The following is a 25,083-nucleotide window of genomic DNA, read 5'->3' as shown; positions in this document are numbered from 1 at the left end:
CGGTATAATAGGAGCCGTGCAGCGGTCGCGCAGAACACACAGGAGGTCGGCAGAATGGAAGCGAAAGGCAGAACGGATATTCAACACGGCAAAGAGGGGGCGGAGGGAGGCCAGGCTCAAAAGCGGCTGGTCATCGGCATACTGGCCCATGTGGACTCGGGCAAGACCACCCTTAGCGAAGCCATGCTCTACCGGGCGGGAGCCTTGCGGAAATTGGGCCGGGTGGATCACCGGGATGCCTTTTTGGACACCGACGCCTTAGAGCGGGCCCGGGGCATCACCATCTTCTCCAAGCAGGCGGTTTTAAAACTGCCCGGCGCCCAGCTGACCTTGCTGGACACCCCCGGCCATGTGGACTTCTCCGCTGAGGCCGAACGGGCCCTGCAGGTGATGGACTACGCCATCCTGGTCGTCAGCGGCACGGATGGCGTCCAAAGCCACACGGAGACCCTGTGGCGCCTGCTGGAACGCTACCAGGTGCCGGTGTTCCTGTTTGTCAACAAGATGGACTTGGCTGGGGCGGACCGGGCCGCCCGCATGGAAGAGCTGCGCCGCCGGTTCGGTTCGGGCTGTGTGGATTTGTCCGATCCGGAAAGCGCCGAGGATCTGGCCCTGTGCAGCGAGGACCTGCTGGAAGCTGTGATGGAGGGCCGCGCCCCTGGGGATGCCCAGCTGGCAGAGGCTGTGGCAAGGCGGCAGTTGTTCCCCTGCTTCTTCGGCGCGGCGCTGAAGCTGGAGGGGGTGGACCCTCTGCTGGAGAGCTTAGAGCGCCTGACCCAGCCCCTGCCCCCTCGGGAGGAACTGGGGGCCCGGGTGTTCAAGGTGACCCGGGACAGCTCCGGCGCCTGGCTGACCTGGCTGAAGGTCACCGGCGGGGAGCTGAAAGTGAAAGCGGAGCTCTCCGCCCGGCCGGACGCCAGGCGGGCTTGGAGCGGCAAGGCGGACCAGCTGCGGATTTACTCTGGAACCAGGTTCCAGCTGGTGGATACAGCCCTGCCCGGGGACGTGGCGGCGGTGGTGGGGCTTTCCGGCCCCTATCCGGGGGAGGGCCTGGGCTTTGAGAAGGACGCCACCCCTCCAGCCCTGGAGCCCGTGCTCCGTTACCGGGTGCTGCTGCCTCAGGGGTGTGACGTCCACACCGCCCTGGGCTATCTGCGGGAGCTGGAGCAGGAGGACCCCCTGCTCCATGTGGTGTGGGACGAGCGTCTGGGCCAGGTCCACTTGCAGCTGATGGGAGGGGTGCAGGTGGAAATCCTGCAAAGCCTGCTGGAGCGGCGCTTCGGCCTGAAGGTCACCTTCGACGAGGGGGGTATCCTCTATAAAGAGACCCTCTCCCAGCGGGTGGAGGGTGTGGGCCACTACGAGCCCCTGCGCCACTACGCGGAAGTCCACCTGCTGATGGAGCCGGGCCCCCGGGGCAGCGGCGTGGAGATCGCCACTGCCTGCCGGGAGGATGAGCTGGCGGGCAACTGGCAGCGGCTCATCCTCACCCACCTGGCGGAGAAGACCCATATCGGCCCCCTGATGGGCGCCCCCCTCACGGATGTGAAGCTGACCCTGGCGGCGGGCCGTGCCCACGTCAAGCACACGGAGGGCGGGGACTTCCGCCAGGCCACCTACCGGGCGGTGCGCCAGGGCCTGCGGACCGCCCAGGCCCAGGGCGCCTGCCTGCTGCTGGAGCCCTGGTACCGCTTCACCCTGCGCCTTCCCCAGGACTGCCTGGGCCGGGCCCTGGCGGATATGCCCCGGCTTTGTGCCCAGTTCGATCCTCCGGAGACCCAGGGGGAGGAGGCGGCACTCTCTGGCCGGGCGCCGGTGGCCTGCCTGCGGGGCTACGCCCGAGAGGTAGCCGCCTACACCAAGGGCCGGGGACAGCTCTCCTGCCTGCCGGACGGCTACGCCCCCTGCCACAACACAGAAGAGGTGATGGCCCAGGCGGGCTACGACATCGACGGGGACTTGGAGAACACCGCGGATTCCGTGTTTTGCAGCCACGGCGCCGGGGTGATGGTCCGGTGGGACAAGGTGCCCAGCCACATGCACCTGCCCAGCGTCCTGGCCCGGGGGGAGCGTTTGGCCCGGGTGGCCCAGGAGGAGGCCGCCGCCCAGGAGGAGGGCCCCCGCACCGTGGAGGCCCGGGCTGCCGCCTATCGGGACGCCCTGGCCCAGGACAAGGAGCTGATGGCCATTTTCGAGCGCACCTACGGCCCCATCCAGCGGGACCCCCGGCTGGCCATGCAGGAGTCCGGCAAAAAGAAGCGGCCCCAGGGGCTGAAGCTGGCCTCTCAAAAGGGCAAGCGCCCCCAGCGGGAAGGGCCGGAGCACCTGCTGGTGGACGGCTACAACGTGATCTTCTCCTGGGAGGATCTGAAAGCCCTGGCCCAGACAAACATGGAGGCTGCCCGGGGCAGGCTGATGGATATTCTGTGTAACTACGCCGCCTACCGGCGCTGCGTGCCCATCCTGGTGTTCGACGCCTACAAGGTCAAGGGAGGCGTGGGTTCGGTGGAGAAGTACCACAACCTGAACGTGGTCTACACCAAGGAGGCCGAGACCGCCGACATGTACATCGAGAAGGCCACCCACGCTATCGCCCGGCACTACCACACCCGGGTGGTCACCTCCGACGCCACCGAGCAGCTCATCATCCTGGGGGCGGGGGCCCTGCGGGTCTCCTCCCAGGCTTTCCGCAAGGAGGTTCAGGAGGCCGAGGAAGAGATCCGCCGGGTGCTTTCCAGCCAATAAAAAAGGCCGCCATTGGCGGCCTTTTTTATGTCAGTCCAAAAATTCCAGCTCCATCCGGCCGATGCCGGACTGGCCCGGCTCTCCGGTGAGCAGGTCTTGGGGGGCGGGGGCCAGCAGCATGAAGCCCTCTTTGCCGTAGCGCCGGTAGCCCCGGGCCACCTCTTCCTCCACCCAGGCGTGCTGTACCTGGCCCACCACCATGGCCGTCAGCCCCGCGCCGCTCAGGTCCTGGACCTGCTTGAGCTGGCACTCCAGGGTGAGGAAGGCCTCTCCGATGCGGGGCGCGTGAAGGGTGCGGGCCTCCTCCAGGGTGAAGCCCCCGGCCTGGAACTCATCGGTGTCCAGGCCGTTGTGGTGAATGGTCTCCACCAGCTGCCCATAGCGGGAGCTGGGCAGGAAGTTGACGCAGAAGCACCCCTCCCGCAGGATGTTCTGATAGGTGTGGGTGTGCTGGTACAGGTTGCCCATCACAGCGAAAAAGGCGGTTCTGTCCCCGTGGAAGCAGCTCCATGCGTGAAAGCACACGTTGGGCAGGCCGTTCTCCTTCCAGGTGGTGATGGCGAACAGGGGAGAAGGGATGCCCGCCGTCACCTCAAAGTGGGAGAACAGCTGGAATTCCTCGGGATAGGCTGGCTGAAAATACGCGGGGAACGCCCCGCCCACTTCGATCTTCATGGCAGAACTCCTTTCAGCGGTGGACGTACACCCGGGTGTCCCGCTCCTCCCCGTCCCCCCGGACAGGGCACAGGTATTCCCAGCCGTAACGCTCGTAAAAGCCTACGTGATCCGTCAGCAGGTACAGGGTGGGCACGCCCTGGGCGGCCATGTCCTGGCAGGCCAGCTCCAGCAGTGCCCCGGCAATGCCCCGGCAGCGGCGGTCCTCCTCCACATACACGGCGCACACGTTGGGGGCCAGATCCTTCCGGGGATGGAAGTCGTTCTCGATGACCCCCAACCCTCCAACGATGCGCTCCCCCTCCACCGCCAGATACCACTGGGGCACGGGGCTTTTCTCAGCCAGGCAGGCCAGCATGCTCTCCCGGTAGGCCTCTTGGGGCACGCCCCACTTTTGGTGGAACCAGGCCGCCGCCTGTTCCAGCCACCGGGGCTCCTCCCGGAACAGAATGAAACGGGTCTCCATGGGTCTCCCTCCTTTTAAAGCCATTATAGCAGAGTTTTCCATGGGGAGGAAGAGCGGCGGACGGTGGACGGCGGGAAAAATTTGCAAAAAGAGGCGGACGCCCCTTGACAAGACCCAGGGAGGAGAGTATGCTATATACATGAACAATCGTTCATGTGAAAGGATGTTTAAGAATGCCTGAGAAGAAAAGCGCCCCCGGGTGCGATTTCCTGTTTGTCCACCAGGAGATTGTGGACCGGGTAAACCGGGAGATGCCCGCCGAGGAGACCCTCTTCGACCTGGCGGAGCTGTTCAAGATCTTCGGGGACTCCACCCGCATCAAGATCTTGTATGTGCTCTTTGAATCGGAGATGTGCGTGTGCGATATCGCCCAGCTGCTGGGCATGACCCAATCCGCCATCTCCCACCAGCTGCAGGTGCTGAAAAAGAGCAAGCTGGTCAAATACCGCCGGGAGGGAAAGACCGTGTTCTATTCTTTGGCCGACAGCCATGTCCGCGCCATTTTGGGCCAGGGCATGGAGCACGTCACCGAGTAACCCCACACTGCAAAGGAGTGTTCTGCCATGAAAAAAACTTACAAACTCACTGATTTAGACTGCGCCAACTGCGCCGCCAAAATGGAGAACGCCATCAAGAAGATCGACGGCGTCTCCGATGCCAGCGTCAGCTTTCTCACCCAGAAGCTCACTGTGGAGGCCGACGACAGCCGCTTTGACGACATCCTCAAGCAGATTGTCAAGGCCTGCAAAAAGGTGGAGCCCGACTGCGTCATTAACCTGAAGTGACGCTGGGGCGGTTTGCCGCCTGGAAAAGGGGGCAGGCCCACTGCCCCACGGGAGAAAGGGTCTCCAAAGGCGGATGCCGCCCTGCTGTGAAAACTTCGAGAAGGGTCTGAGATTTATGACAAGGAAACAGAAGAAAATGGTGGCCCGCATTGCCGCCAGTGCGGTGCTTTTGGTGGCGGCGGTGCTCATCCCCTATGAAGGCCCGTGGCGGTTTGTGCTGTTCCTGCCGGCCTATTTCGTCATCGGCTGGGATGTGCTGTGGAAGGCCGCCCGGAACATCGCCCATGGCCAGGTGTTCGACGAGAACTTCCTCATGGCCCTGGCCACGGTGGGGGCCTTCTGCACCGGCTTTTTCGGCGAGGGCGAGTACCCCGAGGCCGTGTTCGTCATGCTGTTCTACCAGGTGGGGGAGCTGTTCCAGGGCTACGCCGTGGGCAAATCCCGGAAATCCATCGCCAGCCTCATGGACATTCGCCCGGACTACGCCAACGTGGAGCGGGACGGCCAGCTGACTCAGGTGGACCCGGAGGAAGTGGCGGTGGGGGATACCATCACCGTGAAAGCCGGGGAGCGCGTCCCCCTGGATGGCGTGGTGCTGGAGGGCCAGTCCATGGTGAACACCTCCGCCCTGACAGGAGAGAGCGTGCCCCGCCAGGTGCAGCCCGGGGATGACGTCATCAGCGGGTGCGTCAACCAAAGCGGCCTGCTGCGGGTGCGGGTGACCAAGCCCTTCGGGGAGTCCACTGTCCAGAAAATTCTGGACCTGGTGGAGAACTCCAGCAGCAAAAAGGCCAAGGCGGAGAACTTCATCACCAAGTTCGCCCGGTATTACACCCCCATCGTGGTGTTCTGCGCCCTGGCCCTGGCCCTGGTGCCCCCTCTCTTTGTGGGGGACTGGGTGGGCTGGGTGCAGAAGGCCCTCATCTTCCTGGTGGTGTCCTGCCCCTGCGCGCTGGTCATCTCTGTGCCTCTCAGCTTCTTTGGGGGCATTGGCGGGGCCTCCCGCCAGGGCATCCTGGTCAAGGGCGGCAACTATCTGGAGGTGCTGGCCAACACGGAGATCGTGGTCTTTGACAAGACCGGCACCCTCACCAAAGGCGTGTTCAACGTCACCGCCATCCACCCGGAGGAGTACTCCGAAAGCGGCCTGCTGGAAATGGCCGCCCTGGCGGAGAGCTACTCGGACCACCCCATCTCCCGCTCTCTCAAAGAGGCCTGGGGCCAGGAGCTGGACGCCTCCCGGGTGGGAGAGGTGGAAGAGCTCTCCGGCCGGGGGGTGCGGGCCCAGGTGGACGGCAGGACCGTCTGCGCGGGCAACGACAAATTGATGGAGGACATCGGCGTCAAGTGGCACCCCTGCCACCATGTGGGCACCACCGTCCATGTGGCGGTGGAGGGGAAGTATATCGGCCACATCGTCATCTCCGATGAGGTCAAGCCCGACGCCAAAGAGGCCATCGCCGCCCTGAAGGCCCAAGGGGTGAAGAAGACCGTCATGCTCACCGGGGACGCCAAAGCCGTGGGAGAGAGCGTGGCGAAGGACCTGGGCCTGGACGAAGCCTACACCCAGCTGCTCCCCGGGGACAAGGTGGACCGGGTAGAGGCGCTGCTTTCCGAGAAGTCCCCCAAGGGGAAGCTGGCCTTTGTGGGGGATGGAATCAACGACGCGCCGGTGCTTTCCCGGGCGGACATTGGCATTGCCATGGGTGCCCTGGGCTCAGACGCAGCTATCGAGGCGGCGGATATCGTCCTGATGGACGACAAGCCCTCCAAAATCGCCAAGGCCATGGAGATTTCCCAGCGCACCCTGCGCATTGTGCGGCAGAACATCGTCTTTGCCCTGGCGGTGAAGCTGCTGGTGCTGGCGCTCACCCCGTTTGGCATCGCCAACATGTGGGAAGCTGTCTTCGCCGACGTAGGCGTCATGGTTATCGCTATTTTAAATGCTTCCCGGGCCTTGCAAGCCGGGAAGAAATAATTTAGAATACAGTGGGAACCCTGGATAGGGGAACGCCAGCCCGGCGTGGCCTGCTGAGGGCCGCTAGCCCAGTGCCTGGGCACTCAAGTCGCGGCGCGTGGCCGCGCAAGAAGGGGACATTCGTCCCCCCTTTTTGGGAGTATGGGAAGGCAGAACCTACGGTTCCGCACCTCCCTTAAGACCGTAGGGCTCCGCCCTACAACCCGCAAGTTTTTTGAAAAAAACTTGACTAAAAACTTTTACTTATCTCTGCCAAACCCAAGCGCGGGCTTGTGAGTTAGCCGCCCTCAGCCAGCCCCGGCGCCCTAAAGCGCCGTTCGCGTCTTGAGTGCCCAGGCACTGGGCGCGGACGTGCGCTGGCTGTCAGCACAGGCGCGGCCTTAGCCGCCGCCCCAAAGCGCGAATTGTCCCGCGCGGCCACGCGCCACCCGCCTTTACAAAGAAAGGAGACAGCATTATGCTGGAACTGCAACATATCTCCTGGACTGCCCCGGGCGGCAGCCAGGTGCTGCGGGATGTGAGCCTGACCATCCCGGAGGGAAAGCTGACGGTGATCACCGGCCCCAACGGCGGCGGCAAGACCACCCTGGCCAAGATCATCGCAGGCATTGAGACGCCGGACAGCGGCAAAATTTTCTTGGACGGCAAAGACATCACCGGCCTGGACGTGACCCAGCGGGCCCGAGAGGGGGTCAGCTTCGCCTTTCAGCAGCCGGTGCGCTTTAAGGGCTTCACCGTGCGCCGCCTGCTGGAGCTCTCCGCGGGAAAGACCCTCACCTCCAGCGCGGTGTGCGAGCTGCTGGGCCGGGTGGGCCTGTGCGGCCGGGAGTACCTGGACCGGGAGGTGGACGCCACCCTTTCCGGCGGGGAGATCAAGCGCATTGAGATTGCCACGGTGCTGGCCCGCCACACCCGGCTCTCCCTGTTCGACGAGCCCGAGGCAGGCATCGACCTGTGGAGCTTCACCAATTTGATCGACGTGTTCCAAAGCCTGCGGGGCAAGGTGCAGGGCACCCTCATCATCATCTCCCACCAGGAGCGTATTCTGCAGATCGCCGATGAGTTGGTGGTCATCTCCGGCGGCCAGTTGAAGGAGAAGGGCCCGGCCCAGGAGCTTCTGCCCGGGCTGATGGCGGGCAGCGCCCACTGTGACGCCTGCGCCAAGAGGGAGGCGGTGTTCGCATGAAAAGCGTGACTGAAGAATTGCTGAAACTGGTTTCCAATTGGAAAGATGGTTTTAAAGGCGCGTTCAACATCCGGGAGGACGGGGGCTGCGCGGGCCGCCAGTCCACCGAGCACATCCAGATCGACTCCAAAAAGGACTTGCCCGGCCTGGACATCCACATCCAGCCCGGCACCAAGGGGGAGACCGTGTCCATTCCCGCCTGCGTCACCCACGGGGACGTGGACGACCTGGTGTACAACGACTTCTATGTGGGGGAGTACGCCGACGTGACCATCGTGGCGGGCTGCGGCGTCCACACGGAAAACGGGGAGCCCGCCCGGCACAACGGCATCCACCGGTTCTTCCTGGAGAAGGGGGCCCGTGTCAAGTACATCGAAAAGCATGTGGGCACGGGCAAGGGCGCGGGCATCCGCTCCATCGACCCGGTGACCGAGTGCTTCCTCAAGGAGGACGCGGTGCTGGAGATGGACACCTCCCAGATCGGCGGGGTGGACCGCACCACCCGCAAGACCCGCGCCACCCTGGAGAAGAGCGCCAAGCTGGTCATTCGGGAGCGGCTGCTCACCGAGGGCAAGCAGGAGGCTTACACGGACTTTGAGGTGACCATGAACGGGGAGGGGTCCTCCACGGACCTGGTGAGCCGTTCCGTGGCCCGGGGGGACTCCTACCAGGCGTACCGGAGCAAGATCACGGGGAACGCCCCCTGCGCGGGCCACTCGGAGTGCGACGCCATCATCGCGGACCACGGCCGGGTGGACGCGGCGCCGGAGCTCTCTGCCAACCACGGGGACGCGGCCCTCATCCACGAGGCGGCCATCGGCAAGATCGCCGGGGAGCAGATTATGAAGCTGCGCACCCTGGGCCTGACCGAAGAGGAAGCCGAGGAAAAAATCGTGGAAGGCTTCCTCAGCTAGGTCCGTGGTCGGACTGGACAATTCGCGCACGCCGCTTTAGGGCGGCGGAGTTTGCAGAGAGACGCTAGCCCATAGGCCCGCGCCCAGGCTGGGTGGAGACAAGTAAAGTTTTCGCTCAAGCCTTTTTCAAAAGGCTTGCAGAGCGCGAGACAGCGTCTCGTGACCCTAAGGGGGTTGCAAGGACCGTAGGTCCTGCCTTCCCATACTCCAAAAAAAGGGGGGACGTATGTCCCCCTATTGTTTTGCCCTAGAGAGCGGAGTTTTGCTTGTGGAAAGAGCAAGCAGGGTGCCACCGTGCCCGCTCCCGGGGCTATCGACTGCGGAAAGGACAAGCAGGGTGCCTCCGCACCCGGGCCGCGCCCTATGCGCTGCGCGCCATGCGGGCGTTGCCCTGCTTTTCTTTTTCGGCTGCGCCGGGTAAGGCCGTAAGGCTCCGCCTTACCAACCGCAGCCTTTGAAAAGGCTGGCGAAACTTTTCCTTGTCTCTGCCAAACCTGGGCGCGGGCATTTGGGCTAGCGGCCCTCAGCAGGCCCCGGCGCCTGAAAGCGCCGTTCGCGACTTGTCCCGCGCGGCCACGCGCTTGAAAAAGGCTGGCGAAACTTTTACTTGTCTCTCCCCAGCTTTTTCTCCAGCAGCTCCCGCACCTCTCTCAAAGACCGAAACTCCGCCGCGCCTTCCCGCTGCCAGAAGTTCCACAGAAAGTCCGCTCCAAAGTCGTGCAGGCAGCAGCAGTCCAGCAGGCGCTCTATAAACGCCTCCCGGTCCGCCCCGGCGAAGAGCCGCAGCAGCTCCCCCCGGCCCTGGAACAGCTCAAAGGCAATGGGCCCCAGCTCGTACCAGGCGGGGGCCAGGTGCGCGTCCGCCCAGTCGATCACCACCAGGCTGCCGTCTTCCTTCACCAGCAGGTTCTCCCCGGTCAGGTCCCCGTGGGTGAGGACGATCTCCCCCAGCTCTATCCCCTCCAGCCGGTGGAGCACCTCCTCCCGCAGGGAGGGCGTCAGCTTTTCCAGGCGCTTGTTTGTCCGGGCCTGGGCTTTCAAATCCTCCCAGGGGAAGATGCCCGGAGCAGGCCGATTGAGGGTTTCCAGCATTTGCCGCAGCCTTTTTACAAATTCAGCCCGCTGGGCGGGGGTGGCCGTCTCCAGCCAGGGCCCAGCCTCTTTTCCCGGGGAATACTGGGTGATGAGGTAGTAGAAGTCGTACTTGTCGCAGACCATCCCCTGCCCCAGCACCGCCGGGGTGGAGACCCCCGCCTTGGCCGCCCACTGGGACACCGCCAGTTCCCGGTGGAAGTCCAGGGCCGGGTCCAGGCCGGACTCCTTGGGGAAGAAGATCTTCAGCACCGCGTCCCCGCAGCGGAACACCCCGTTGGTGCCGGGGGTGAGGGGGGAGAGCCCCACCCAGGGCAGGCCCTCCCGGCGGCAGATCTCCTGGGCCAGGGGCGTGAACGCCGGAATGGACTGGAACACCCGGCCCCAGTCCTTCCAATTTTCCACGGTTTCGGTAAACAGCATGGTCCTCACCCCTCAAAGTCCTTGTACAGCAGGCTGGCGCGTGGCCGCGCGGGACAAGCCGGCTTCTTGCCTTTGGCAAGGCCGGATTTCTCTACCCGGCCTGGGCGCGGGGCGCGTGGCCGCGCAAGAAGGGGACATTCGTCCCCCTTTTTTGGAAGTAGGGGAAGGCGGTGGCTTCGCCCCGCACCCCTGTAAGGTCTTGGGGTTTCACCCCAAACCCCGCAGCCTTTGAAAAGGCTGGCGAAACTTTTCCTTGTCTCTGCCAAACCTGGGCGCGGGCTTGTGAGTTAGCCGCCCTCAGCCAGCTCCGCCGCCCTTAAGCGGCGTTCGCGACTTGTCCCGCGCGGCCACGCGCCAGGCGCTTGGGGTCAAAAGGCTGGATGACAATGTCTTTTCCCATGTGCCCCTGTATTTCTTTTCCCGATAAAATCATGGCAGGGCTCCTTCCTGGTTTTTCCCCATTATAGCGGATTCTGGCAAAGGCCGCAACCCCCCGCCGGGCGCGGAGACACCCAGCCCGCCCCATCCTCAAGCAAAAACCCCGGGCTCTGTGCCACCCCAAGAGGGGGACATTCGTCCCCCCTCTTTTTGGAGTATGGGAAGGCGGTGGCTTCGGGTCTCGGCTGCCGCCTCGGTCGGTCCTGAACGGTGCCCACCGGGCACCAGGACCCCCCGCACCCCTGTAAGGTCTTGGGGCGCCGCCCCAAACCCCACAAGCCTTTTGAAAAAGGCTTGAGCGAAAACTTTACTTGTCTCCACCTAACTTGAGCGCGGGCATTTAGGCCAGCCGCCCCCCGCAAACCCCGCCGCCCTAAAGCGGCGTTCGCGACATGTCCAGTCCGGCCACGGACCTAAAACTCCATTTTTTTGTAGAAATGCAGCGTCAGGAAAAAGGAGGCCACATACAGCGCTGCCACGGCCACGGCGGCGATGGGGCCCAGCAGGGCTGCGTTGCGCTCCACAAAGTCAAAGGCGCCCCGGATGGCCTCATCCGTCCACACGCCCAGGCGGTTCAGGCCGAACAGAACAGCCATTGGCACAAACACCATGCCCATGAACACCGCCACCACAAAGTTCTGGCCCAGCTTCAGGCACACGGGGATCATCACCGCTTGGGCAAACACCGTAAGGCACAGGAACACCGGGTAGCTCCACACCGGCATGGGCGAGCCGATGGCCACGTTGTCCAGCACGATCAGCAGGTTCATCACAACGATGCTGGCAATCCCGGCGATATATTTGGAGAGTACCACCTTCGTCCGGCTGATGGGCGAGGCGCACACAAATTTGTTCCAGTTGTTGGCCTTGTCATAGTGGATGGAATAGGTGGGCACCAGGCTCCCCACCGAGATCAGCACCCCGATGGAGGGCGCCAGCAGCTCTTGCTCCACTACCACCACGTTGAGCACATTAAAGATCAGCGCCATAAAGCCGGTCATCAGCAGCTCCTTTTTCGCAGTGTAAAAGTCCTTGTACAGTAAGCCTAGCATTGAAAAACTCCCCTTTCTCACAGGCGCTTGCCCTTGATGCTGTACAGCATGATGTCGTCTAAGCTGGCGTTCTCCACTTCGCAGTGGGCGGGCATGCGCTCCCGGAGCACCAGGGCCGTCACGCCAAAGCCGCTCTCTCGATAGCCCGCCACGGCCTGGGGCTCCAGCTCCAAAAGCAGATCTTTGGTGCAGTGGTACAGGCCATAGGTTTCCAGCAAGGTGTCCTTCTCGCCCACCATCAGCACCTTGCCCTGGTGGATGAAGGCCACATAGTCCGCGATCTTCTCCAAGTCCCCGGTGATGTGGGAGGAAAGGAACACGCTGTGCTCCTCATCCTGGATGAAGTCGTAGAGGATGTCTAGAATGTCGTCCCGGATGATGGGGTCCAGGCCGGAGGTGGCCTCGTCCAGCACCAGCAGCTTGGCCCCGTGGGACAGGGCCACGGCCAGGGAGAGCTTCATCACCATGCCCCGGGAGAGCTCCTTCACTTTCTTGCCGGGGTCGATGTCGAAGCGCTGGAGGTAGCGGGCAAAGGCGGAGGCGTCCCAGTGCTTGTAGATGCTGGAGAGGCTTTTGCTCAGCTGTTTGGGGTTCATCTCCGGGGGGAAGAACCCGGCGTCCAACACCATGCCCACCTGCTCCATAACGGCGCGGCTGGTGGTGGGGTCCTTGCCCAGCAGGCGGATGGAGCCGCCGTCGGGGCGGATGAGGCCTAGCATGGCCTTGATGGTGGTGCTTTTGCCCGCCCCGTTCTCGCCGATGAAGCCCATGATGGAGCCCATTGGCAGGGAAAGGGAGATGTTGTCCAGGGTGAACTGTTTGTATTCTTTGCGGAGATTCCGCAGTTCCATCGCGTATTCCATAGTGATCTCCTTAAAAGATGCAAAGTATAAAGGTACAGCGCCGTAGGCGAGTAAAAGTTTTTGATGAAACTTTTTTCAAAAAGTTTCGACCTGAAACCGGCGCAGCCGGTGGAAAAAAGCAGGGCAACGCCCGCACGCGCCCGCAGGGCGATAGGGCGAGGCCCGGGCTCTGTGCCACCCCAAGAGGGGGACATACGTCCCCCTTTTTTGGAGTATGGGAAGGCGGTGGCTGGTCTCGGCTGCCGCCTCGGTCGGTCCTGAACGGTGCCCACCGGGCACCAGGACCCCCCGCACCCCTGTAAGGTCTTGGGGTTTCACCCCAAACCCCACCACCTTTGAAAAGGTGGACGAAACTTTTACGCGCCTTCGGCGTGGACGTGCGCTGGCTGTCAGCACAGGCGCGGCCGTAGCCGCCGCCCCAAAGCGCGTCTTGAGAGCGCAGGCACTGCGCCGGTTAAGTCTCCCACAGCAGGCGCAGGGTCTCCACCAGCTCTTCCTTCTCCATGCCGCACAGCTGTGCGGCCTTCACAGCCTCCTGCAAGTGCTCCTCCACCTTGCGCAGCTGCTCTTCCTTTAAAAATTCTGTGTTCTTGCCCGCCACAAAGCTCCCCTTGCCAGGGATCGAGCTCACATACCCCTCTCGCTCCAGCTCTTCATAGGCCCGCTTTGTGGTGATGACGCTGATGCGCAGCTCCTTTGCCAGCAGCCGCATGCTGGGCAGCGCGTCCCCCTCGCCAAGCTCTCCGCTGATGATCAGCGCCTTGATCTGCTCGGTGATCTGTTCGTAAATCGGTTTCCCGCTTTGATTGCTGATGATGATGTGCAACCCGACACTTCCTTTCCTGGGGCCCGGGCCCCCTCGCCCCAGGGCGTCCCCCAGGGCGGCTCCAATATCCCCACGCGTTGAAATATTGTATATATACTATATACACACTAGATACACTTTGTCAAGCCCTGGGAGAAATATTTTTCCGCGGGCCCGTTTGTGTGTGCTGTTAGGTTCGGCTTGTTCATAAATTAGTTACAATTATGTCATAATGATTGACAAACTGTGAATTGCCTGGTATACTTAATCCACAATAAAATAAAAAGGAGGTAGATAAAACTATATCAAATTGCAGGGACAAAAGAAGCAAAACACCCGACGGACATTTTTTGAATGCAACCGAAAGGATGACATGAAATGCGTCGTTTTTTACAAGGACTCCTGCTCCTGTTGCTGCTCTCTTGCGTAACAGGCTGTTCCTCTTCCGCACCCCAGTCATCCCCTCATAAGGAACTGAAGCTGGATTCCTTCCAAAACGAGGAGGGGGTGTTCCAGTTCTCGGAGCTCCCCCTGGGCATTTCTTTGGAGGAGGCCAAGGAAAAGGTGTACATCCGCTATCCTTTTCCCGGATACTCGGAGGGCTCTTGGGAGTTCTACAACAGTACAGAGCCTCGTTATATCTATGGGGAAGGGAAAACTTTCTCTACCAGCTCGGCTCAGATGGAGTTTGACAACGGCAAGTTGATCCGGGTCCGCTTTAAGTTCACCACCGACCCGGACTATGAGGACCCTGTGATCGCCCAGTTGACCCAGACCCATTATGAGGACATGATGCCCAAGCTGGAAGACCTTTACGGCCCGCCCGATTCCACGGAAGAGGAAGGGAAAACGGTGGTCCACATCTGGCTGGGAGAGGAAGACACTATGCTGCGGCTCTCTCACGGCCCTGGCAAAGGGAGAGAAGCGGAGAGCATGATCCTTTCCCTGGCGGTGGGGCAGGCCGCGGATTGGAAGGAGATTTGAGTATGAAACGATTGTCAGTTGTGTTCCTGGCGTTCCTGTTGCTTCTCCTGGCGGTTGGCTGCGGCCAGCAGCCCCAAGAAGGGGGAGAGGCCCTTTTGGCGGGCGGAGAGCTGCGGCTGGAGGATCTGCAGGACGAAGACGGCGCGTTCCAGCTGGAGAGCCTGCCGGTGGGCACCTCCAAGGCGGATGTGCAGCAGCGCTTTGGGGATTCCCTGAATTTTGGCGGCGGCGTGGACACCTATGAAAACTGGGGCCTGCTGGAGAAAGCTTCCTACGAGGGGTACGATGTGCAGGTAACCTTTGAGCTCAACAACGAAGCGCTGGAGCTGGTCCACCTGTACTTCCGCCTCCCCGAGGACGCGGACCCGGAAGCGGGCGCTGAACTGTATGACGCGTTGAGCCAAGAGATGGAAGAGCTCTACGGCGCGCCGGATGATGTTCTGGGAAACGAGAACCAGCAGATCACATCCACCGTCTCCCGCTGGTATTCCACCGAGGGGGAGCAGCCCACCTTGGCCAATCTGGGCCACGCCCAGATGAACGGAAAAACATCCAGCCTGTACCTTATGTTTGGCTTAAATCAGTTCATCACGGACTCCTCTGCCACGGAGTGAGGTTCGATAGAATAAGAAAGCGCCCTTCCTTGTGGGGAAGGGCGCTTTTTGCGTGCTGTTTAACTGCCAAAGGCGTTCACCGCCAGATGGAGCAGGGCCGGGGCATAGGCGTTTTTGTATTTCCAGCGCAGCAGACCGAAGAGCACCCCCAGGCACAGGCCGGTGACCACCTTCCAAAACAGCAGGATAGTATGAATGTTTGTGTTGCGGGCAGGGCCTGAACCTGGTAAAATGAATTGAACCGTATGCTGCCCGGCAGCTGCAGGTGCCCATTCAATGCGCAGAAGGAGCAAGGCTGTGAATCCCAGCGGAATCTTCCGCCGGCTTTCAAGCTTTTGAAAAAATGAAACGGCTTAGAGAGGATCTCCTGGCCGGATCCGTTCTGCTCCAAATTCCGGAAACGACTCTTTTCCCAGGAAGGTGAAAACAAGATGGAAGAAGCCCTTATTTTGCTGCGGCAGTTGATCACCATGTTTTTGTATGTGGGTGTGGGCTGGTGCCTACGCCGGTTCCGGCTGGTCACCCAGGAGAACAGTTCCGCTTTAAGCAACTTGCTGCTGTACGCTATCCTGCCATGCGTCATCGTTCAATCTTTCCTCCGGGAGGCCACCCCCCAGGCCACCCAAAACCTGTTGTGGTCTTTGCTGCTTTCCGCGCTGGCCCTGGGTGTGTCCGTGGGGGTGTCCGCCCTGTTGTTTTGGAAAAAGCCCGCCTCGAATTTTGGCAGCGCCTTCTCCAACGCGGGGTTTATGGGGATTCCCTTGATCACTGCTGTGGTAGGGGAGGGGGCCGTGTTTTACATCGCCGGGTTTGTGGCGCTGCTGAACATCCTCCAGTGGACTTACGGCCAGGCCATTTTAGGGGATGCTCAGGCCGCCAAGCCGTTGGGCGTTTTGAAAAATCCCCTGGTGATCGCTTTCGCGGTGGGGCTGCTGCTGTACTTTTTACCCATCACCCTGCCGGTGATCTTCACCAATGCGGTGAGCTCCGTGGCGGCCTGCAACGCGCCGGTGGCCATGGTGATCTTAGGTGTGCTGCTGGGGAACATTTCCCCCAAGAGGATGTTTCTCTCCAAGGAGGCCTGGCTGGTCAGCGGGGTTCGGCTGCTGCTCATCCCCCTGCTGACAGTGCTGCTGCTCAAGGCGTTTCCCGGCGTTCCTGGGGAGATGCGGGCCGCGCTGATCATTGCCGCCGCTGCACCGGTGGGCTCCAACTTGGCGGTGTATGTCCAGCGCCAGGGCGGGGATTCCCAGGCTGCCGCAGGGATGGTGTGCCTTTCCACCATCTTGTCCATTATCACCATGCCCCTGGTCCTGCTGGTTTCCTGACCTGGGCCGAAAATAGGAGAGGAGCAATTGAAATGAGCGAAAAAATGGCCATTGAACAGCGGGTTGAGAGAGAAATCACCGCCCGCATGGAGGAGCTGGACCAAAAGCTGGTTGCTGAAAAGCTGGAGCGCTATCGCCGGTTGAACCAATTTGCCCAGCTGGGAAAGGTGCTGTTTGTGGGTTCCAGCCTGATGGAGCAGTTCCCCATCAATGAACTGCTGTTGGACATGGGCCGAACCTACACTGTGTACAACCGGGGTATTGGGGGATACACCACGCAGCAGCTTGCCAAGTCGCTGGACGTGTGTGTTTACCAGCTGCGGCCCAGCCAAGTGCTCATCAACATTGGCACCAACGATATGAATACCCCGGAGTACACTGTGGAGGGGTTGATGGAGCGGTACGAAGCCATCCTGCGGGACATTCAGGCCCATGTGCCGGGGGTTAAGCTGACCTTGTTGGCCTACTACCCCCTCTGCGAGCCGAAACTGGCGGAAGAACCCCACGGCCGGGAGATTTTAAAGTCCCGGAACAATCGAACCATTGCCCAGGCAAATCAAGCTGTGCAGGCACTGGCGAAGAAGGTTGGGGCCGGTTTCCTCAACTGCAACAGCGCCATCACCGATGAAAGCGGCAACATGCGTCCCGAATACACCATCGAAGGAATGCACATGTACGGCGACGGCTACGCCCAGGTGCTGAAGGCCCTGCTGCCATGGCTGGACGAAGCGGCCGCCTCGTCCGGTTCGCGGCAGAGCGCCACTGGCGCCCGTTTTCCCCACGGCACGGAGGGGGGCGCGCCCATGCCTCTAAATTGATCATGCGTGTGGAAGAATGACAGCGCCGGTGATTGCGGCGTCGCAGCGTGCCGGCCTGCGGTCAGAATTTGGCGCGGGGAATATGGGAATATCTATGGGAAGGCCGGGAGCGATTCCGGCCTTCTTCAATACCCAACAGCAAGGGCAGAACTGCCTTGGAATTGAGGAGCGCCCCCGCGGCACGAAAAAGCATACCGCCCCACTGGGGGACAGCGTGCCTTAGCTATTTTATATCAGGGTAGCCATTGAGCGGTAGGTGCCGCAACCGGTTTTCCCCATTACCGAATAGGAAGGGCTCCGCCATTTTATGAATATGCTTTCTGCCGGTCAATGGGTATCGGAATAGGTCTCCCGGTACTGGGAGGGCGTCATGCCGGTTTTGCTTTTAAACACTTTCAAGAAATAAAAATAATCCTCAAACCCGCAAGCCGCACTGGTTTCTAAAATGGTGTAGCCAGAACTGAGCATACGCTTGGCCTGCTCCACCCGCAGGATCCCCTGCATCTGCTTGATCGTCACGCCGTACACAGCCTGGAAGATGGCGTTCAGGCGGCGGTAAGTCATGCCAAAGGCAGCGGCGTAGTCCTGGTTTTGTAGCTGCCGGCCTTTGTTGTTGTCAATATATTGCAGGATCTGGAGGGCCGTCCTGTTTTCCCGCTTGGGCCACAGCCGCTTTTTTTGCATAGCCAAACTGAGCTGGTACAGGATTGCCTGGATCTGGGAGGAGAGGAAATTTTCGTTGAAAAAGGGCGGGGCCCTGTGGCAGGCCGCGTACTCCATCAGGTCAAAGCAGGGGAGCTCCAGAGGAACCTGTCCCCATAATGGCAGCAGGATATGGCCGTTGTCCAGCTCCGTGGGCGGCGGGGTCTCTGCCCCCTCTGCCTGGAAATGGGCAAAATAGGCCTCGTGCTCGTCATGCTGCAGCCCGTAATGCCGCACATAGGGCGGCAGCAGAAAAAATTCGCCGCCGTGAACTGCATAATCCCCCCCATAGATGCGGAAGGTACGCGTCCCACTGATCATCAGCACCAGAACCCACTGGGCCATCACCCGGTCTGGGTGTACGTTCCCGCCGCTGAATTTATCCACAATTTCCACGTGGATCTCCCCCGCCAGCCGGAACCACCGGGGAAGCCCTTGTCCGGTATTCATAGATGCCGCACCTGCCTTTTCCAATATGTCCATTTCATAATAGGCCGCGCTGAAGAGAAAAGTCAAGCAGGGGATAAATAAAATGTCCATTTATTCCATATACCTTTCGTTCCCTCCATAGACTTTTCCCCAGGGGAGCGGTATGATGCTGCCAAAGCATCCAAGGAGGGATACGAAATGAAAAACGGTAAGCTCAGAGTGGCGCTGGTGGGGGTCTCCTTCGGCGCGGAGTTTGTGCCCATCTACTTGAAACACCCAGATGTGGATTCCCTGGTACTGGTGGATACCGACCGGACGCAGTTGAATAAGATCGGCGATAAGTTCCTGCTGAAGGAACGTCTGACAGACTTCGACGCCATGCTGGCGGACGAGACCATCGACGCGGTCCATCTGGTGACACCCCCGGCCACGCACGCTCCCCTGTCTGTAAAGGCACTGAACGCAGGCAAGCACTGCGCTTGCACCATTCCCATGGGCATGACCATCGACGAGCTGTACCAGGTCATCGAGGCCCGGAAAAAGAGCGGAAAGCACTATATGTTCATGGAAACCTCCGTCTATGGGCGGGAATTCCTGTATGTGAAGGACCTGTACGAAAAGGGGGAGCTGGGCAGGATCCAGTTCATGCGCTGCGCCCATTACCAGGACATGGAGGGATGGCCGGACTACTGGCTGGGCTTCCCTCCCCTGATGCATCCCACCCACGCGGTGGCCCCCTGCCTGATGCTGCTGGGAAAGCGCCCAGAGAGCGTGTACTGCAAGGGTTCCGGCAAGGTGCGCAAAGAGGTGGAAGAGCCCTATGGCTGCCCCTTCGCCTTTGAGTCCGCCCTTATCTCTCTGAAGGACAGCGATGTGGGCATCGAAATGGCCCGTTTTCTCTACCATGTGGCCCGGGGCTATACCGAATGCTTCAACATCTACGGCGAGCGGAAGAGCTTTGAGTGGCAGCAGTTGGAATCCGAGAAACCGGTGCTGTTCTCCATGGCCTTCGATCCCCATGCGGAGCATGTGATGAACGACTACGGCCGAGGCGGGCTGGTGACGGAAGAGCGCATCCAGATCCCTGACTATGCGGACCGGCTGCCTGCGGAGATTGGGCGATTTACCCGGCAAACGGTATACGATGAAAGCAATCCCCACCTGGCGTTCCTTCAAGGTGGAGGCCATGGGGGCTCCCATCCCCACTTGGTCCATGAATTCGTCCGAAGCATTATTGAGGACCGGGACCCTGTCCCCAGCGACATTGACGGCGCTTACTGGACCGGCGTGGGCATCTGCGCCCATCAGTCCGCCATGGAGGGCGGCGTGGTGAAGCCTGTTCCTGTTTTCGAGTAAAAAGCCCAGCAAACAATTTATAGAATTGCAATCTACCATTGGTTGAGGGGGCTCCAGGGGAGGAGAGCGTCCGGGACAGGCGCAGGAGCCCTCTCTGTGTAAAAGAAAGGTCGGGGATGCTCCCGGCCTTTTCCTTTTATCAAAGCAGCAGAAGGGCCGTTGCAATGAAAAAGTGCAGGGAATGTTTCCCAAGCTAGGGCACTCTACCACCAGTCGGTTGCCGGTGCGGGTGGACTGTGTTATGCTGAAGAAAACATCGAAGGGGAGGAAAATCTATGAACGTATCACAAATCGGGCGTTTTATCAGCTGGCGCAGGGCGGATCTGGGGCTTACCCAAGCCCAGTTAGCCCAGCGGCTGGATGTGACCGACAAAGCGGTTTCCAAGTGGGAACGGGGCAAAAGCCTGCCTGACGTGGCGCTTCTCAGCCGTGTGGCCGCGGAGCTGCGGGTCAGCGTGGTGGAGCTTCTCAGCGGTGAGCCCATGAATGTGGCCCGCAGCAGCAACCTGGACGAGGCCGACGGCTGGGAGAGGGAAGCTGCCCAGGCTACGCCCCTCACTTTGCAGCGGAAAGCCCCGGAGGACCTGTTGGTATCGCCTTACCTGTTTGGCAGCAACCTGGAGCACACCCGCTCCTGCCTCTATACCGGCTTATCCGCCCAAATGGTCCGCAATCGGAAGTTCGCCGGGAAGCCCACTGCCTGCGAGGGCTGCGCGATGGAATGGTTCCCCTTGGGGAAACGGGCTGTGTTTGCCTTGGACGAGCCCTACACCCGCCACGGGGAGGGCTACCACATGAAACGGAACACGGAATGCAATTCCGTCAGCATCTTCAATCCCTTCCAGGGGGAAACCGCCGGCCTGGGCCAGCATGGCATCGCCATCTCCCAGGGGCAGCCGTATCTGTTCGGAATGGTGGTAAAAACCCAGAACCCGGTAGAGTTTGCCGTTTCTTTAACGGACCGGGCGGGGAAGAAAGTCTATTGCCGCACCACATTCACAGGGGAGGGGGCTGATTGGACCCGTTTTGAAGTTGAACTTACCCCCCAGGCCGCGGATCCCGACGCCGATCTGCGCATCTGTTGGGAAGAGGCGGGCCATGTCTGTGTGGGGGCCATCTCCCTGCTGCCCAAGGACCACTTCCACGGGATGCGCCGCGATGTGGTGGAAGCCATGAAGGAATTGGGCATCAAAGTGCTGCGCTGGCCGGGCGGAAATTTTGCCGGAGAATTTAACTGGATGGACGGCCTTCTGCCTGTGGATATGCGCGCCCCCTTCCAGTCCTATCTGGGCCTGGAGACCCAGCCCCACACCATGGGTTACGATTACAGCGAGATCAATACGGACGACTTTATTGCCCTGTGCCGGGAGATCGGCGCCGAGCCGTTCATCACCATCAACCCCTGTTGGAATACTCCCGAGGAGAACGCCGCCTGGGTGGAGTACTGCAACGGTGACGCCTCCACCCCCTATGGGAAGCTCCGGGCCCAACGAGGTCACCAAGAACCTTACAATGTGCAGCTTTGGTCCTTGGGCAACGAATTCGGCTACGGCCACATGGAGGGCGACAACACCCCCAGTGGATACTGCCAGATTGCCCTGGAAAACGGCAAGAAAATGCTGGAGGCCTCTCCCAATCTCAGCCTGTGTTCCTCTGGCCCCTATCCCAACAAGGAATGGGCGGAGCTTTCCGCCAAGCCCCTTGCGGGAATCTCTCAGATGATCTCCCAGCACTATTACGGCTACGCCCCCCATTACACCAGCCTTGCCACCGTAGAGGAAGAGTATAACCGGTGCCTGGCCTCCGTTTCCCGGATGCGGGATCTGCTCCACCAGTCCCGGCAGTGGCTGGAGCCTTCTACGCGCATCTCCATGGACGAGTGGAACGTTTGGTACGCCTGGTACCGCCCCTCCAGCGTCACCGACGGCATTTATGCGGCCCTTGCCCTGCACATGTTGATGGAAGAAGCCGAGAAAAGCGGGATCGCCCTTGCGTGCCACTTCCAGGCGGTCAATGAGGGGATGTTGTGCGTGAAACCGGATCATGTGAGCCTGACGGCTCAGGGCCAGGTGTTCTCCCGGATGAACCGCTGGCACATGGGGAATCGTCTGTGCTCCGCGTCTCAAGAGGCTGTTGTCAGCGTGGACAGAGAGGGACGGATGGCCGTTACGGTGGTGAACGCCGCGTTCCGCAGCGAAAAGCCGGTGGACTTCTCCTCCTTTGGACCTTGCAGCGAGGCGGTGCTCTTCTCCAGTGACACCGTGCTGCCGCCCTCTGAATTCACAGTGACAGATGTATTGGAGCAGGCCGCAGGCGGAACTTTCCAGATGCCGCCCCACAGTGTGCTGTTCATGCATTTTAATAATTGAGTTTAGAAAAGGTTATTTTATATATTTTATTTCTAAAATTAAATAGTGAAATATAAATCAAAAATTCATGCTCATGACTTAGGCGCACATTCACATCCAACCTGGTGAACGGGATTAAGCAGGAGGACGGCTCGATTAAATCGTTGACACCGAGACAGGTGGCAGACCTGGTAGGCCACAGCACCAGCCAAATCACAGAGCTATACTATGTCAAAAAGGACACCTCTCGTCTACATGGCATCACCGATGGCTTCAACTTGTAACCGCTATGCGGCAGGATGCACAAAAGAGCAGGCAAAAATTTTGCGCCCCAAAAACAGCGAAAAAGAGAAAAACGCACCCGAAAAAGCCCGAAAAAGGCGAAACCGGGTGCTTTTTGGGTGCTGGAGGGGGTGGCAGCGGTTGGAAACGGATGAGAGCAGATGGGAAAACCCGCAGTCTGAAGCGGAATGCACCAAATAACCATGCAACACAGGCAAAAAGAAAACCGGCGAAAACCCAGTGTTTTCGCCGGTTTTGTGGCAGGGGCAGAAGGACTTGGTCTCGCCTGCCGGCTCGGGTGCTGCTCCCTGGTGGGGAGCGCCCAGCACCGACCGAGGCGGGAGCCGAGACCGGCGCGGCAGAGCGCTACAGGTGGCCAGCGCCCCTCGGCACGCGGTTTTGGAGTGGATGTGGAAACAGCGCACAGAGAGCGGGGGAGGGACAAGGTTGCGCCGTTCTACCAGCCAAGTCACAAAACGGGCGGTGCTGGTTTGGTGCTGTCAGAAAAAACGAGTGGATCGAGCGTGCTTTCTGCCATTTGTCACAGAATGATTGCTTCTATTTGCGATTTGTATTATAATATAACAAAACAGGATCGACTTGCATATGTGGAGAGAATTTCATGCGAATTACTTTTGAGGATACTCCGCGCCTTGCCCATGTTTCAGAGGATGGAATGAGAAACCAATCCATCCTTTCCCACCTAGAGGGTACGGCTGTGATAGCGGAGCGTTTTGCGAAATCTTTTGGAGGACAGGAACAGGCACGAACAGCGGGACTGTTACACGATATTGGCAAATATAGCGATGGATTTCAAAAACGATTAAAAGGTGGAAAAAAAGTGGATCACTCCACTGCGGGGGCAAAGGTGGCTATGGCCCAAAAACAACCAGAAGTGGCGTTTGCGATAGCGGGGCATCATAGTGGTTTGCCTGACGGAGGATCTAAGACAGATACCATGGATTCTCCCACGCTCTGTGGACGCCTAAAGAAACCGGTGGAAGACTGCGATTTGTGGAAATCGGAGGTGAATCTTCCCTCTTCAGTCACAAGACCTCCCATTGCGCAAGATGGCTTCTCCGTGTCTTTTTATACACGGATGCTGTACTCTTGCCTGGTGGATGCGGATTTTCTGGATACAGAAGCCTTTATGCAGGGGAAGGCCCGCAAGGGAAACTATGCTTCTATGGGGCAGATGTTGGAACGATTAAAGGAGTACATTTCCCCGTGGTGGCCGGCTGAGACGGCGCTTAACCAAAAGAGGTGTGAAATTTTACGGCAATGCTTTGAACGAGGCAAGAAGGAATCAGAAGGACTGTTTACGTTGACGGTTCCCACAGGCGGCGGAAAAACCGTATCTTCCCTGGCATTTGCTTTGTCCCACGCCGTTGCTGCCGGAAAAGAGAGGGTCATCTATGTTATCCCGTATACCTCCATTATAGACCAGACAGCAGAAGTGTTCCGCAAAGTTGTAGGGGAGGAAAATGTGATAGAGCATCACTTTGGGGCGGATTTCTCGGTACCGGAGGGAGAAGCTGATCCAACGCTTTACCGAAAAGCCCTTGCCACGGAAAACTGGGATGCACCGCTTATTGTAACCACTTCTGTTCAGTTCTTTGAATCTCTGTACGCCAATCGTCCTTCCCGTTGCCGCAAGCTTCACAACTTGGCGAACAGCATAATTATTTTTGATGAAGCGCAGACGTTGCCTGTTCCTTATCTGCGGCCCTGTGTGGCTGCCATTGCTCAGTTGGTACAGTTTTACCATTCTACCGCTGTGCTGTGTACAGCAACACAGCCTGTTTTGCAGCCGTTGTTCGATGAACTGGCTTCCGGTTTAGTTTCTCGTGAGATCTGCCCGGATACGGAAAATCTCTACCAGTTTTTCCGAAGAACCACGTTGATATCAGCTGGAATCAAAACGGAAAAAGAGCTGCTTTCTCAACTGGGTTCTGTTCCGCAGGGGTTGTGCGTTGTAAACCGCCGCGCCACTGCGCAGGAGCTCTACCAAGGCCTGGAGGAAGAAGGGCGGTTTTGTTTGACCACTCTGCTTTGCCCCGCTGACAGGAAGCGCCTGCTGGAAGAAATCCGGCAGAGGCTAACGGATGGGATGCCTTGCCGGGTGGTTTCCACATCTCTGATTGAGGCGGGAGTCGATGTGGACTTCCCCGCTGTTTGGCGGGAAGAAGCGGGTCTGGATTCCATTTTACAAACCGCTGGGCGCTGTAACCGGGAAGGAAAGCGCGCAACAGAGGACAGTAAGGTCACCATTTTTTCCCTGGAAAGCCAAACAGTTCCCGCTATGATCCAACAAAATGTAGATGCTACCCGTAGCGTGTTTTCGCGATTTGATGATCCAGCCGAGCCGGCTGCCATTGAAAGCTATTTTCAGTTTTTCCTGACGCTCAAGGGGAACGCCGCTCTAGACAGCCAGAACGTTTTGGAGGCGTTTCACCACGGAATGCAGGGTGTCCTGTTTCCTTTTTCCTCTGTGGCAGAGAAATTTCATCTCATTGAGAATCAAACGGTGACGATTTATTTGCCAGTGGGGGAAGGGGCTGAGCTTGTAAACCAATTAAAGCTGGGGTATGCCACCCGCAGTTTATATCATCGGTTAGGTCAATATAGTGTAAATGTTTACCCGGATCATCTGAAAAATTTGCTGGATGCCGGTGCAGCAGAGCCGGTGGGAGATGGCAACTATATTTTGACAGATACAACGCTTTATGATAACCTTACAGGTCTTTCCCTGGACGTGGAGACTGGAAAAGGCATGTTTGTGTAAAACGCTGAAAGGAGG

At 59.7% G+C, this 25,083-nt stretch carries 21 protein-coding genes; 13 read left to right on the top strand and 8 right to left on the bottom strand.

Annotated elements, in window-relative coordinates; translation table 11 throughout:
- Positions 1-54: 54 nt before the first annotated feature.
- Positions 55-2,745, top strand: a complete 2,691-nt coding sequence (locus ODJ80_RS11785; protein WP_263042253.1) for a translation factor GTPase family protein — start codon at positions 55-57, stop codon at positions 2,743-2,745.
- Between the two features lie 30 nt (positions 2,746-2,775).
- On the opposite strand, the gene ODJ80_RS11780 is transcribed toward ODJ80_RS11785, so the two are convergent.
- A complete protein-coding gene (locus ODJ80_RS11780) occupies positions 2,776-3,420 on the bottom strand; it encodes a flavin reductase family protein (RefSeq protein WP_263042252.1) in 645 nt (214 codons plus the stop codon).
- Between the two features lie 13 nt (positions 3,421-3,433).
- On the bottom strand, positions 3,434-3,886 hold the full coding sequence (locus ODJ80_RS11775; protein WP_263042251.1) for a GNAT family N-acetyltransferase: 453 nt from the start codon (positions 3,884-3,886) through the stop codon (positions 3,434-3,436).
- 173 nt (positions 3,887-4,059) lie between these two features.
- On the opposite strand from ODJ80_RS11775, the gene ODJ80_RS11770 reads away from it, so the two are divergent.
- The 5 genes from ODJ80_RS11770 to ODJ80_RS11750 all read left to right on the top strand — a co-directional run bounded on the left by ODJ80_RS11770 (position 4,060) and on the right by ODJ80_RS11750 (position 8,749).
- The gene (locus tag ODJ80_RS11770) at positions 4,060-4,422 is read left to right on the top strand and encodes an ArsR/SmtB family transcription factor (RefSeq protein ID WP_178863472.1); all 363 of its coding nucleotides are present in this window, start codon (positions 4,060-4,062) and stop codon (positions 4,420-4,422) included.
- Positions 4,423-4,449: 27 nt separating this feature from the next.
- Positions 4,450-4,671, top strand: a complete 222-nt coding sequence (locus ODJ80_RS11765) for a cation transporter (RefSeq protein WP_022337024.1) — start codon at positions 4,450-4,452, stop codon at positions 4,669-4,671.
- A 115-nt stretch (positions 4,672-4,786) separates the two neighbouring features.
- Entirely contained in the window at positions 4,787-6,649 is a 1,863-nt protein-coding gene (locus ODJ80_RS11760) for a heavy metal translocating P-type ATPase (protein WP_263042250.1), read from the top strand.
- A gap of 457 nt (positions 6,650-7,106) precedes the next feature.
- The gene (locus ODJ80_RS11755; protein WP_263042249.1) at positions 7,107-7,835 is read left to right on the top strand and encodes an ABC transporter ATP-binding protein; all 729 of its coding nucleotides are present in this window, start codon (positions 7,107-7,109) and stop codon (positions 7,833-7,835) included.
- On the top strand, positions 7,832-8,749 hold the full coding sequence (locus ODJ80_RS11750; protein ID WP_178863478.1) for a SufB/SufD family protein: 918 nt from the start codon (positions 7,832-7,834) through the stop codon (positions 8,747-8,749). Before ODJ80_RS11755 ends, ODJ80_RS11750 begins: the two co-directional genes overlap by 4 nt.
- A gap of 603 nt (positions 8,750-9,352) precedes the next feature.
- On the opposite strand, the gene ODJ80_RS11745 is transcribed toward ODJ80_RS11750, so the two are convergent.
- The 4 genes from ODJ80_RS11745 to ODJ80_RS11730 form a co-directional block, all read right to left on the bottom strand.
- Positions 9,353-10,264: a phosphotransferase family protein gene (locus ODJ80_RS11745; protein WP_263042248.1), complete on the bottom strand. Its 912-nt coding sequence runs from the start codon at positions 10,262-10,264 to the stop codon at positions 9,353-9,355.
- 851 nt (positions 10,265-11,115) lie between these two features.
- Positions 11,116-11,754, bottom strand: a complete 639-nt coding sequence (locus ODJ80_RS11740) for an ABC-2 transporter permease (protein ID WP_263042247.1) — start codon at positions 11,752-11,754, stop codon at positions 11,116-11,118.
- 17 nt (positions 11,755-11,771) lie between these two features.
- The gene (locus ODJ80_RS11735) at positions 11,772-12,617 is read right to left on the bottom strand and encodes an ABC transporter ATP-binding protein (protein ID WP_263042246.1); all 846 of its coding nucleotides are present in this window, start codon (positions 12,615-12,617) and stop codon (positions 11,772-11,774) included.
- A gap of 454 nt (positions 12,618-13,071) precedes the next feature.
- On the bottom strand, positions 13,072-13,443 hold the full coding sequence (locus ODJ80_RS11730) for a GntR family transcriptional regulator (RefSeq protein ID WP_263042245.1): 372 nt from the start codon (positions 13,441-13,443) through the stop codon (positions 13,072-13,074).
- Positions 13,444-13,800: 357 nt separating this feature from the next.
- Between ODJ80_RS11730 and ODJ80_RS11725 the strand changes: the two genes are divergently transcribed.
- Together ODJ80_RS11725 and ODJ80_RS11720 are read left to right on the top strand one after the other, a co-directional pair.
- Entirely contained in the window at positions 13,801-14,406 is a 606-nt protein-coding gene (locus ODJ80_RS11725) for a hypothetical protein (protein ID WP_263042244.1), read from the top strand.
- A 2-nt stretch (positions 14,407-14,408) separates the two neighbouring features.
- Positions 14,409-15,020, top strand: a complete 612-nt coding sequence (locus ODJ80_RS11720) for a hypothetical protein (RefSeq protein WP_263042243.1) — start codon at positions 14,409-14,411, stop codon at positions 15,018-15,020.
- Positions 15,021-15,079: 59 nt separating this feature from the next.
- Here ODJ80_RS11720 and ODJ80_RS14115 read toward each other — a convergent pair whose 3' ends face one another.
- Positions 15,080-15,313, bottom strand: a complete 234-nt coding sequence (locus ODJ80_RS14115) for a CPBP family glutamic-type intramembrane protease (protein WP_330672315.1) — start codon at positions 15,311-15,313, stop codon at positions 15,080-15,082.
- Positions 15,314-15,451: 138 nt separating this feature from the next.
- On the opposite strand from ODJ80_RS14115, the gene ODJ80_RS11715 reads away from it, so the two are divergent.
- Together ODJ80_RS11715 and ODJ80_RS11710 are read left to right on the top strand one after the other, a co-directional pair.
- Positions 15,452-16,348, top strand: a complete 897-nt coding sequence (locus tag ODJ80_RS11715; RefSeq protein ID WP_263042242.1) for an AEC family transporter — start codon at positions 15,452-15,454, stop codon at positions 16,346-16,348.
- Positions 16,349-16,380: 32 nt separating this feature from the next.
- Positions 16,381-17,166: a GDSL-type esterase/lipase family protein gene (locus tag ODJ80_RS11710; protein ID WP_263042241.1), complete on the top strand. Its 786-nt coding sequence runs from the start codon at positions 16,381-16,383 to the stop codon at positions 17,164-17,166.
- Between the two features lie 327 nt (positions 17,167-17,493).
- Here the strand turns inward: ODJ80_RS11710 and ODJ80_RS11705 are convergent, their stop codons facing one another.
- Complete coding sequence (locus ODJ80_RS11705) at positions 17,494-18,408, bottom strand: helix-turn-helix domain-containing protein (RefSeq protein ID WP_263042240.1); 915 nt, start codon at positions 18,406-18,408, stop codon at positions 17,494-17,496.
- An 87-nt stretch (positions 18,409-18,495) separates the two neighbouring features.
- Between ODJ80_RS11705 and ODJ80_RS11700 the strand changes: the two genes are divergently transcribed.
- The 3 genes from ODJ80_RS11700 (at position 18,496) to cas3 (ending at position 25,068) form a co-directional block, all read left to right on the top strand.
- Entirely contained in the window at positions 18,496-19,653 is a 1,158-nt protein-coding gene (locus ODJ80_RS11700; protein WP_263042239.1) for a Gfo/Idh/MocA family protein, read from the top strand.
- A 275-nt stretch (positions 19,654-19,928) separates the two neighbouring features.
- Positions 19,929-22,022 carry a helix-turn-helix domain-containing protein gene (locus ODJ80_RS11695; protein ID WP_263042238.1) on the top strand — a complete coding sequence of 698 codons (2,094 nt, stop codon included), beginning with the start codon at positions 19,929-19,931 and terminating at the stop codon, positions 22,020-22,022.
- Positions 22,023-22,905: 883 nt separating this feature from the next.
- Positions 22,906-25,068: a CRISPR-associated helicase Cas3' gene (cas3, locus tag ODJ80_RS11690; protein WP_263042237.1), complete on the top strand. Its 2,163-nt coding sequence runs from the start codon at positions 22,906-22,908 to the stop codon at positions 25,066-25,068.
- Positions 25,069-25,083: the final 15 nt, after the last annotated feature.

It is taken from the genome of Acutalibacter sp. LFL-21, assembly GCF_025630755.1.
Classification (GTDB): Bacteria; Bacillota; Clostridia; order Oscillospirales; family Acutalibacteraceae; genus Acutalibacter; species Acutalibacter stercoravium.
Note: the sequence above shows the minus strand (reverse complement) of the source record. Positions and strands in the feature narration are given on the sequence as shown.

What these genes read in the sequence shown, in the direction of transcription:
- ODJ80_RS11705 (WP_263042240.1), bottom strand. Translation starts at nt 18,408, where the DNA reads ATGGACATTTTATTTATCCCCTGCTTGACTTTTCTCTTCAGCGCGGCC.
- ODJ80_RS11735 (WP_263042246.1), bottom strand. Translation starts at nt 12,617, where the DNA reads ATGGAATACGCGATGGAACTGCGGAATCTCCGCAAAGAATACAAACAG.
- ODJ80_RS11695 (WP_263042238.1), top strand. Translation starts at nt 19,929, where the DNA reads ATGAACGTATCACAAATCGGGCGTTTTATCAGCTGGCGCAGGGCGGAT.
- ODJ80_RS11760 (WP_263042250.1), top strand. Translation starts at nt 4,787, where the DNA reads ATGACAAGGAAACAGAAGAAAATGGTGGCCCGCATTGCCGCCAGTGCG.
- ODJ80_RS11720 (WP_263042243.1), top strand. Translation starts at nt 14,409, where the DNA reads ATGAAACGATTGTCAGTTGTGTTCCTGGCGTTCCTGTTGCTTCTCCTG.
- ODJ80_RS11700 (WP_263042239.1), top strand. Translation starts at nt 18,496, where the DNA reads ATGAAAAACGGTAAGCTCAGAGTGGCGCTGGTGGGGGTCTCCTTCGGC.
- ODJ80_RS11780 (WP_263042252.1), bottom strand. Translation starts at nt 3,420, where the DNA reads ATGAAGATCGAAGTGGGCGGGGCGTTCCCCGCGTATTTTCAGCCAGCC.
- cas3 (WP_263042237.1), top strand. Translation starts at nt 22,906, where the DNA reads ATGCGAATTACTTTTGAGGATACTCCGCGCCTTGCCCATGTTTCAGAG.
- ODJ80_RS11740 (WP_263042247.1), bottom strand. Translation starts at nt 11,754, where the DNA reads ATGCTAGGCTTACTGTACAAGGACTTTTACACTGCGAAAAAGGAGCTG.
- ODJ80_RS11785 (WP_263042253.1), top strand. Translation starts at nt 55, where the DNA reads ATGGAAGCGAAAGGCAGAACGGATATTCAACACGGCAAAGAGGGGGCG.
- ODJ80_RS11710 (WP_263042241.1), top strand. Translation starts at nt 16,381, where the DNA reads ATGAGCGAAAAAATGGCCATTGAACAGCGGGTTGAGAGAGAAATCACC.
- ODJ80_RS11765 (WP_022337024.1), top strand. Translation starts at nt 4,450, where the DNA reads ATGAAAAAAACTTACAAACTCACTGATTTAGACTGCGCCAACTGCGCC.
- ODJ80_RS11715 (WP_263042242.1), top strand. Translation starts at nt 15,452, where the DNA reads ATGGAAGAAGCCCTTATTTTGCTGCGGCAGTTGATCACCATGTTTTTG.
- ODJ80_RS11750 (WP_178863478.1), top strand. Translation starts at nt 7,832, where the DNA reads ATGAAAAGCGTGACTGAAGAATTGCTGAAACTGGTTTCCAATTGGAAA.
- ODJ80_RS11725 (WP_263042244.1), top strand. Translation starts at nt 13,801, where the DNA reads ATGCGTCGTTTTTTACAAGGACTCCTGCTCCTGTTGCTGCTCTCTTGC.
- ODJ80_RS11755 (WP_263042249.1), top strand. Translation starts at nt 7,107, where the DNA reads ATGCTGGAACTGCAACATATCTCCTGGACTGCCCCGGGCGGCAGCCAG.
- ODJ80_RS11775 (WP_263042251.1), bottom strand. Translation starts at nt 3,886, where the DNA reads ATGGAGACCCGTTTCATTCTGTTCCGGGAGGAGCCCCGGTGGCTGGAA.
- ODJ80_RS11770 (WP_178863472.1), top strand. Translation starts at nt 4,060, where the DNA reads ATGCCTGAGAAGAAAAGCGCCCCCGGGTGCGATTTCCTGTTTGTCCAC.
- ODJ80_RS11745 (WP_263042248.1), bottom strand. Translation starts at nt 10,264, where the DNA reads ATGCTGTTTACCGAAACCGTGGAAAATTGGAAGGACTGGGGCCGGGTG.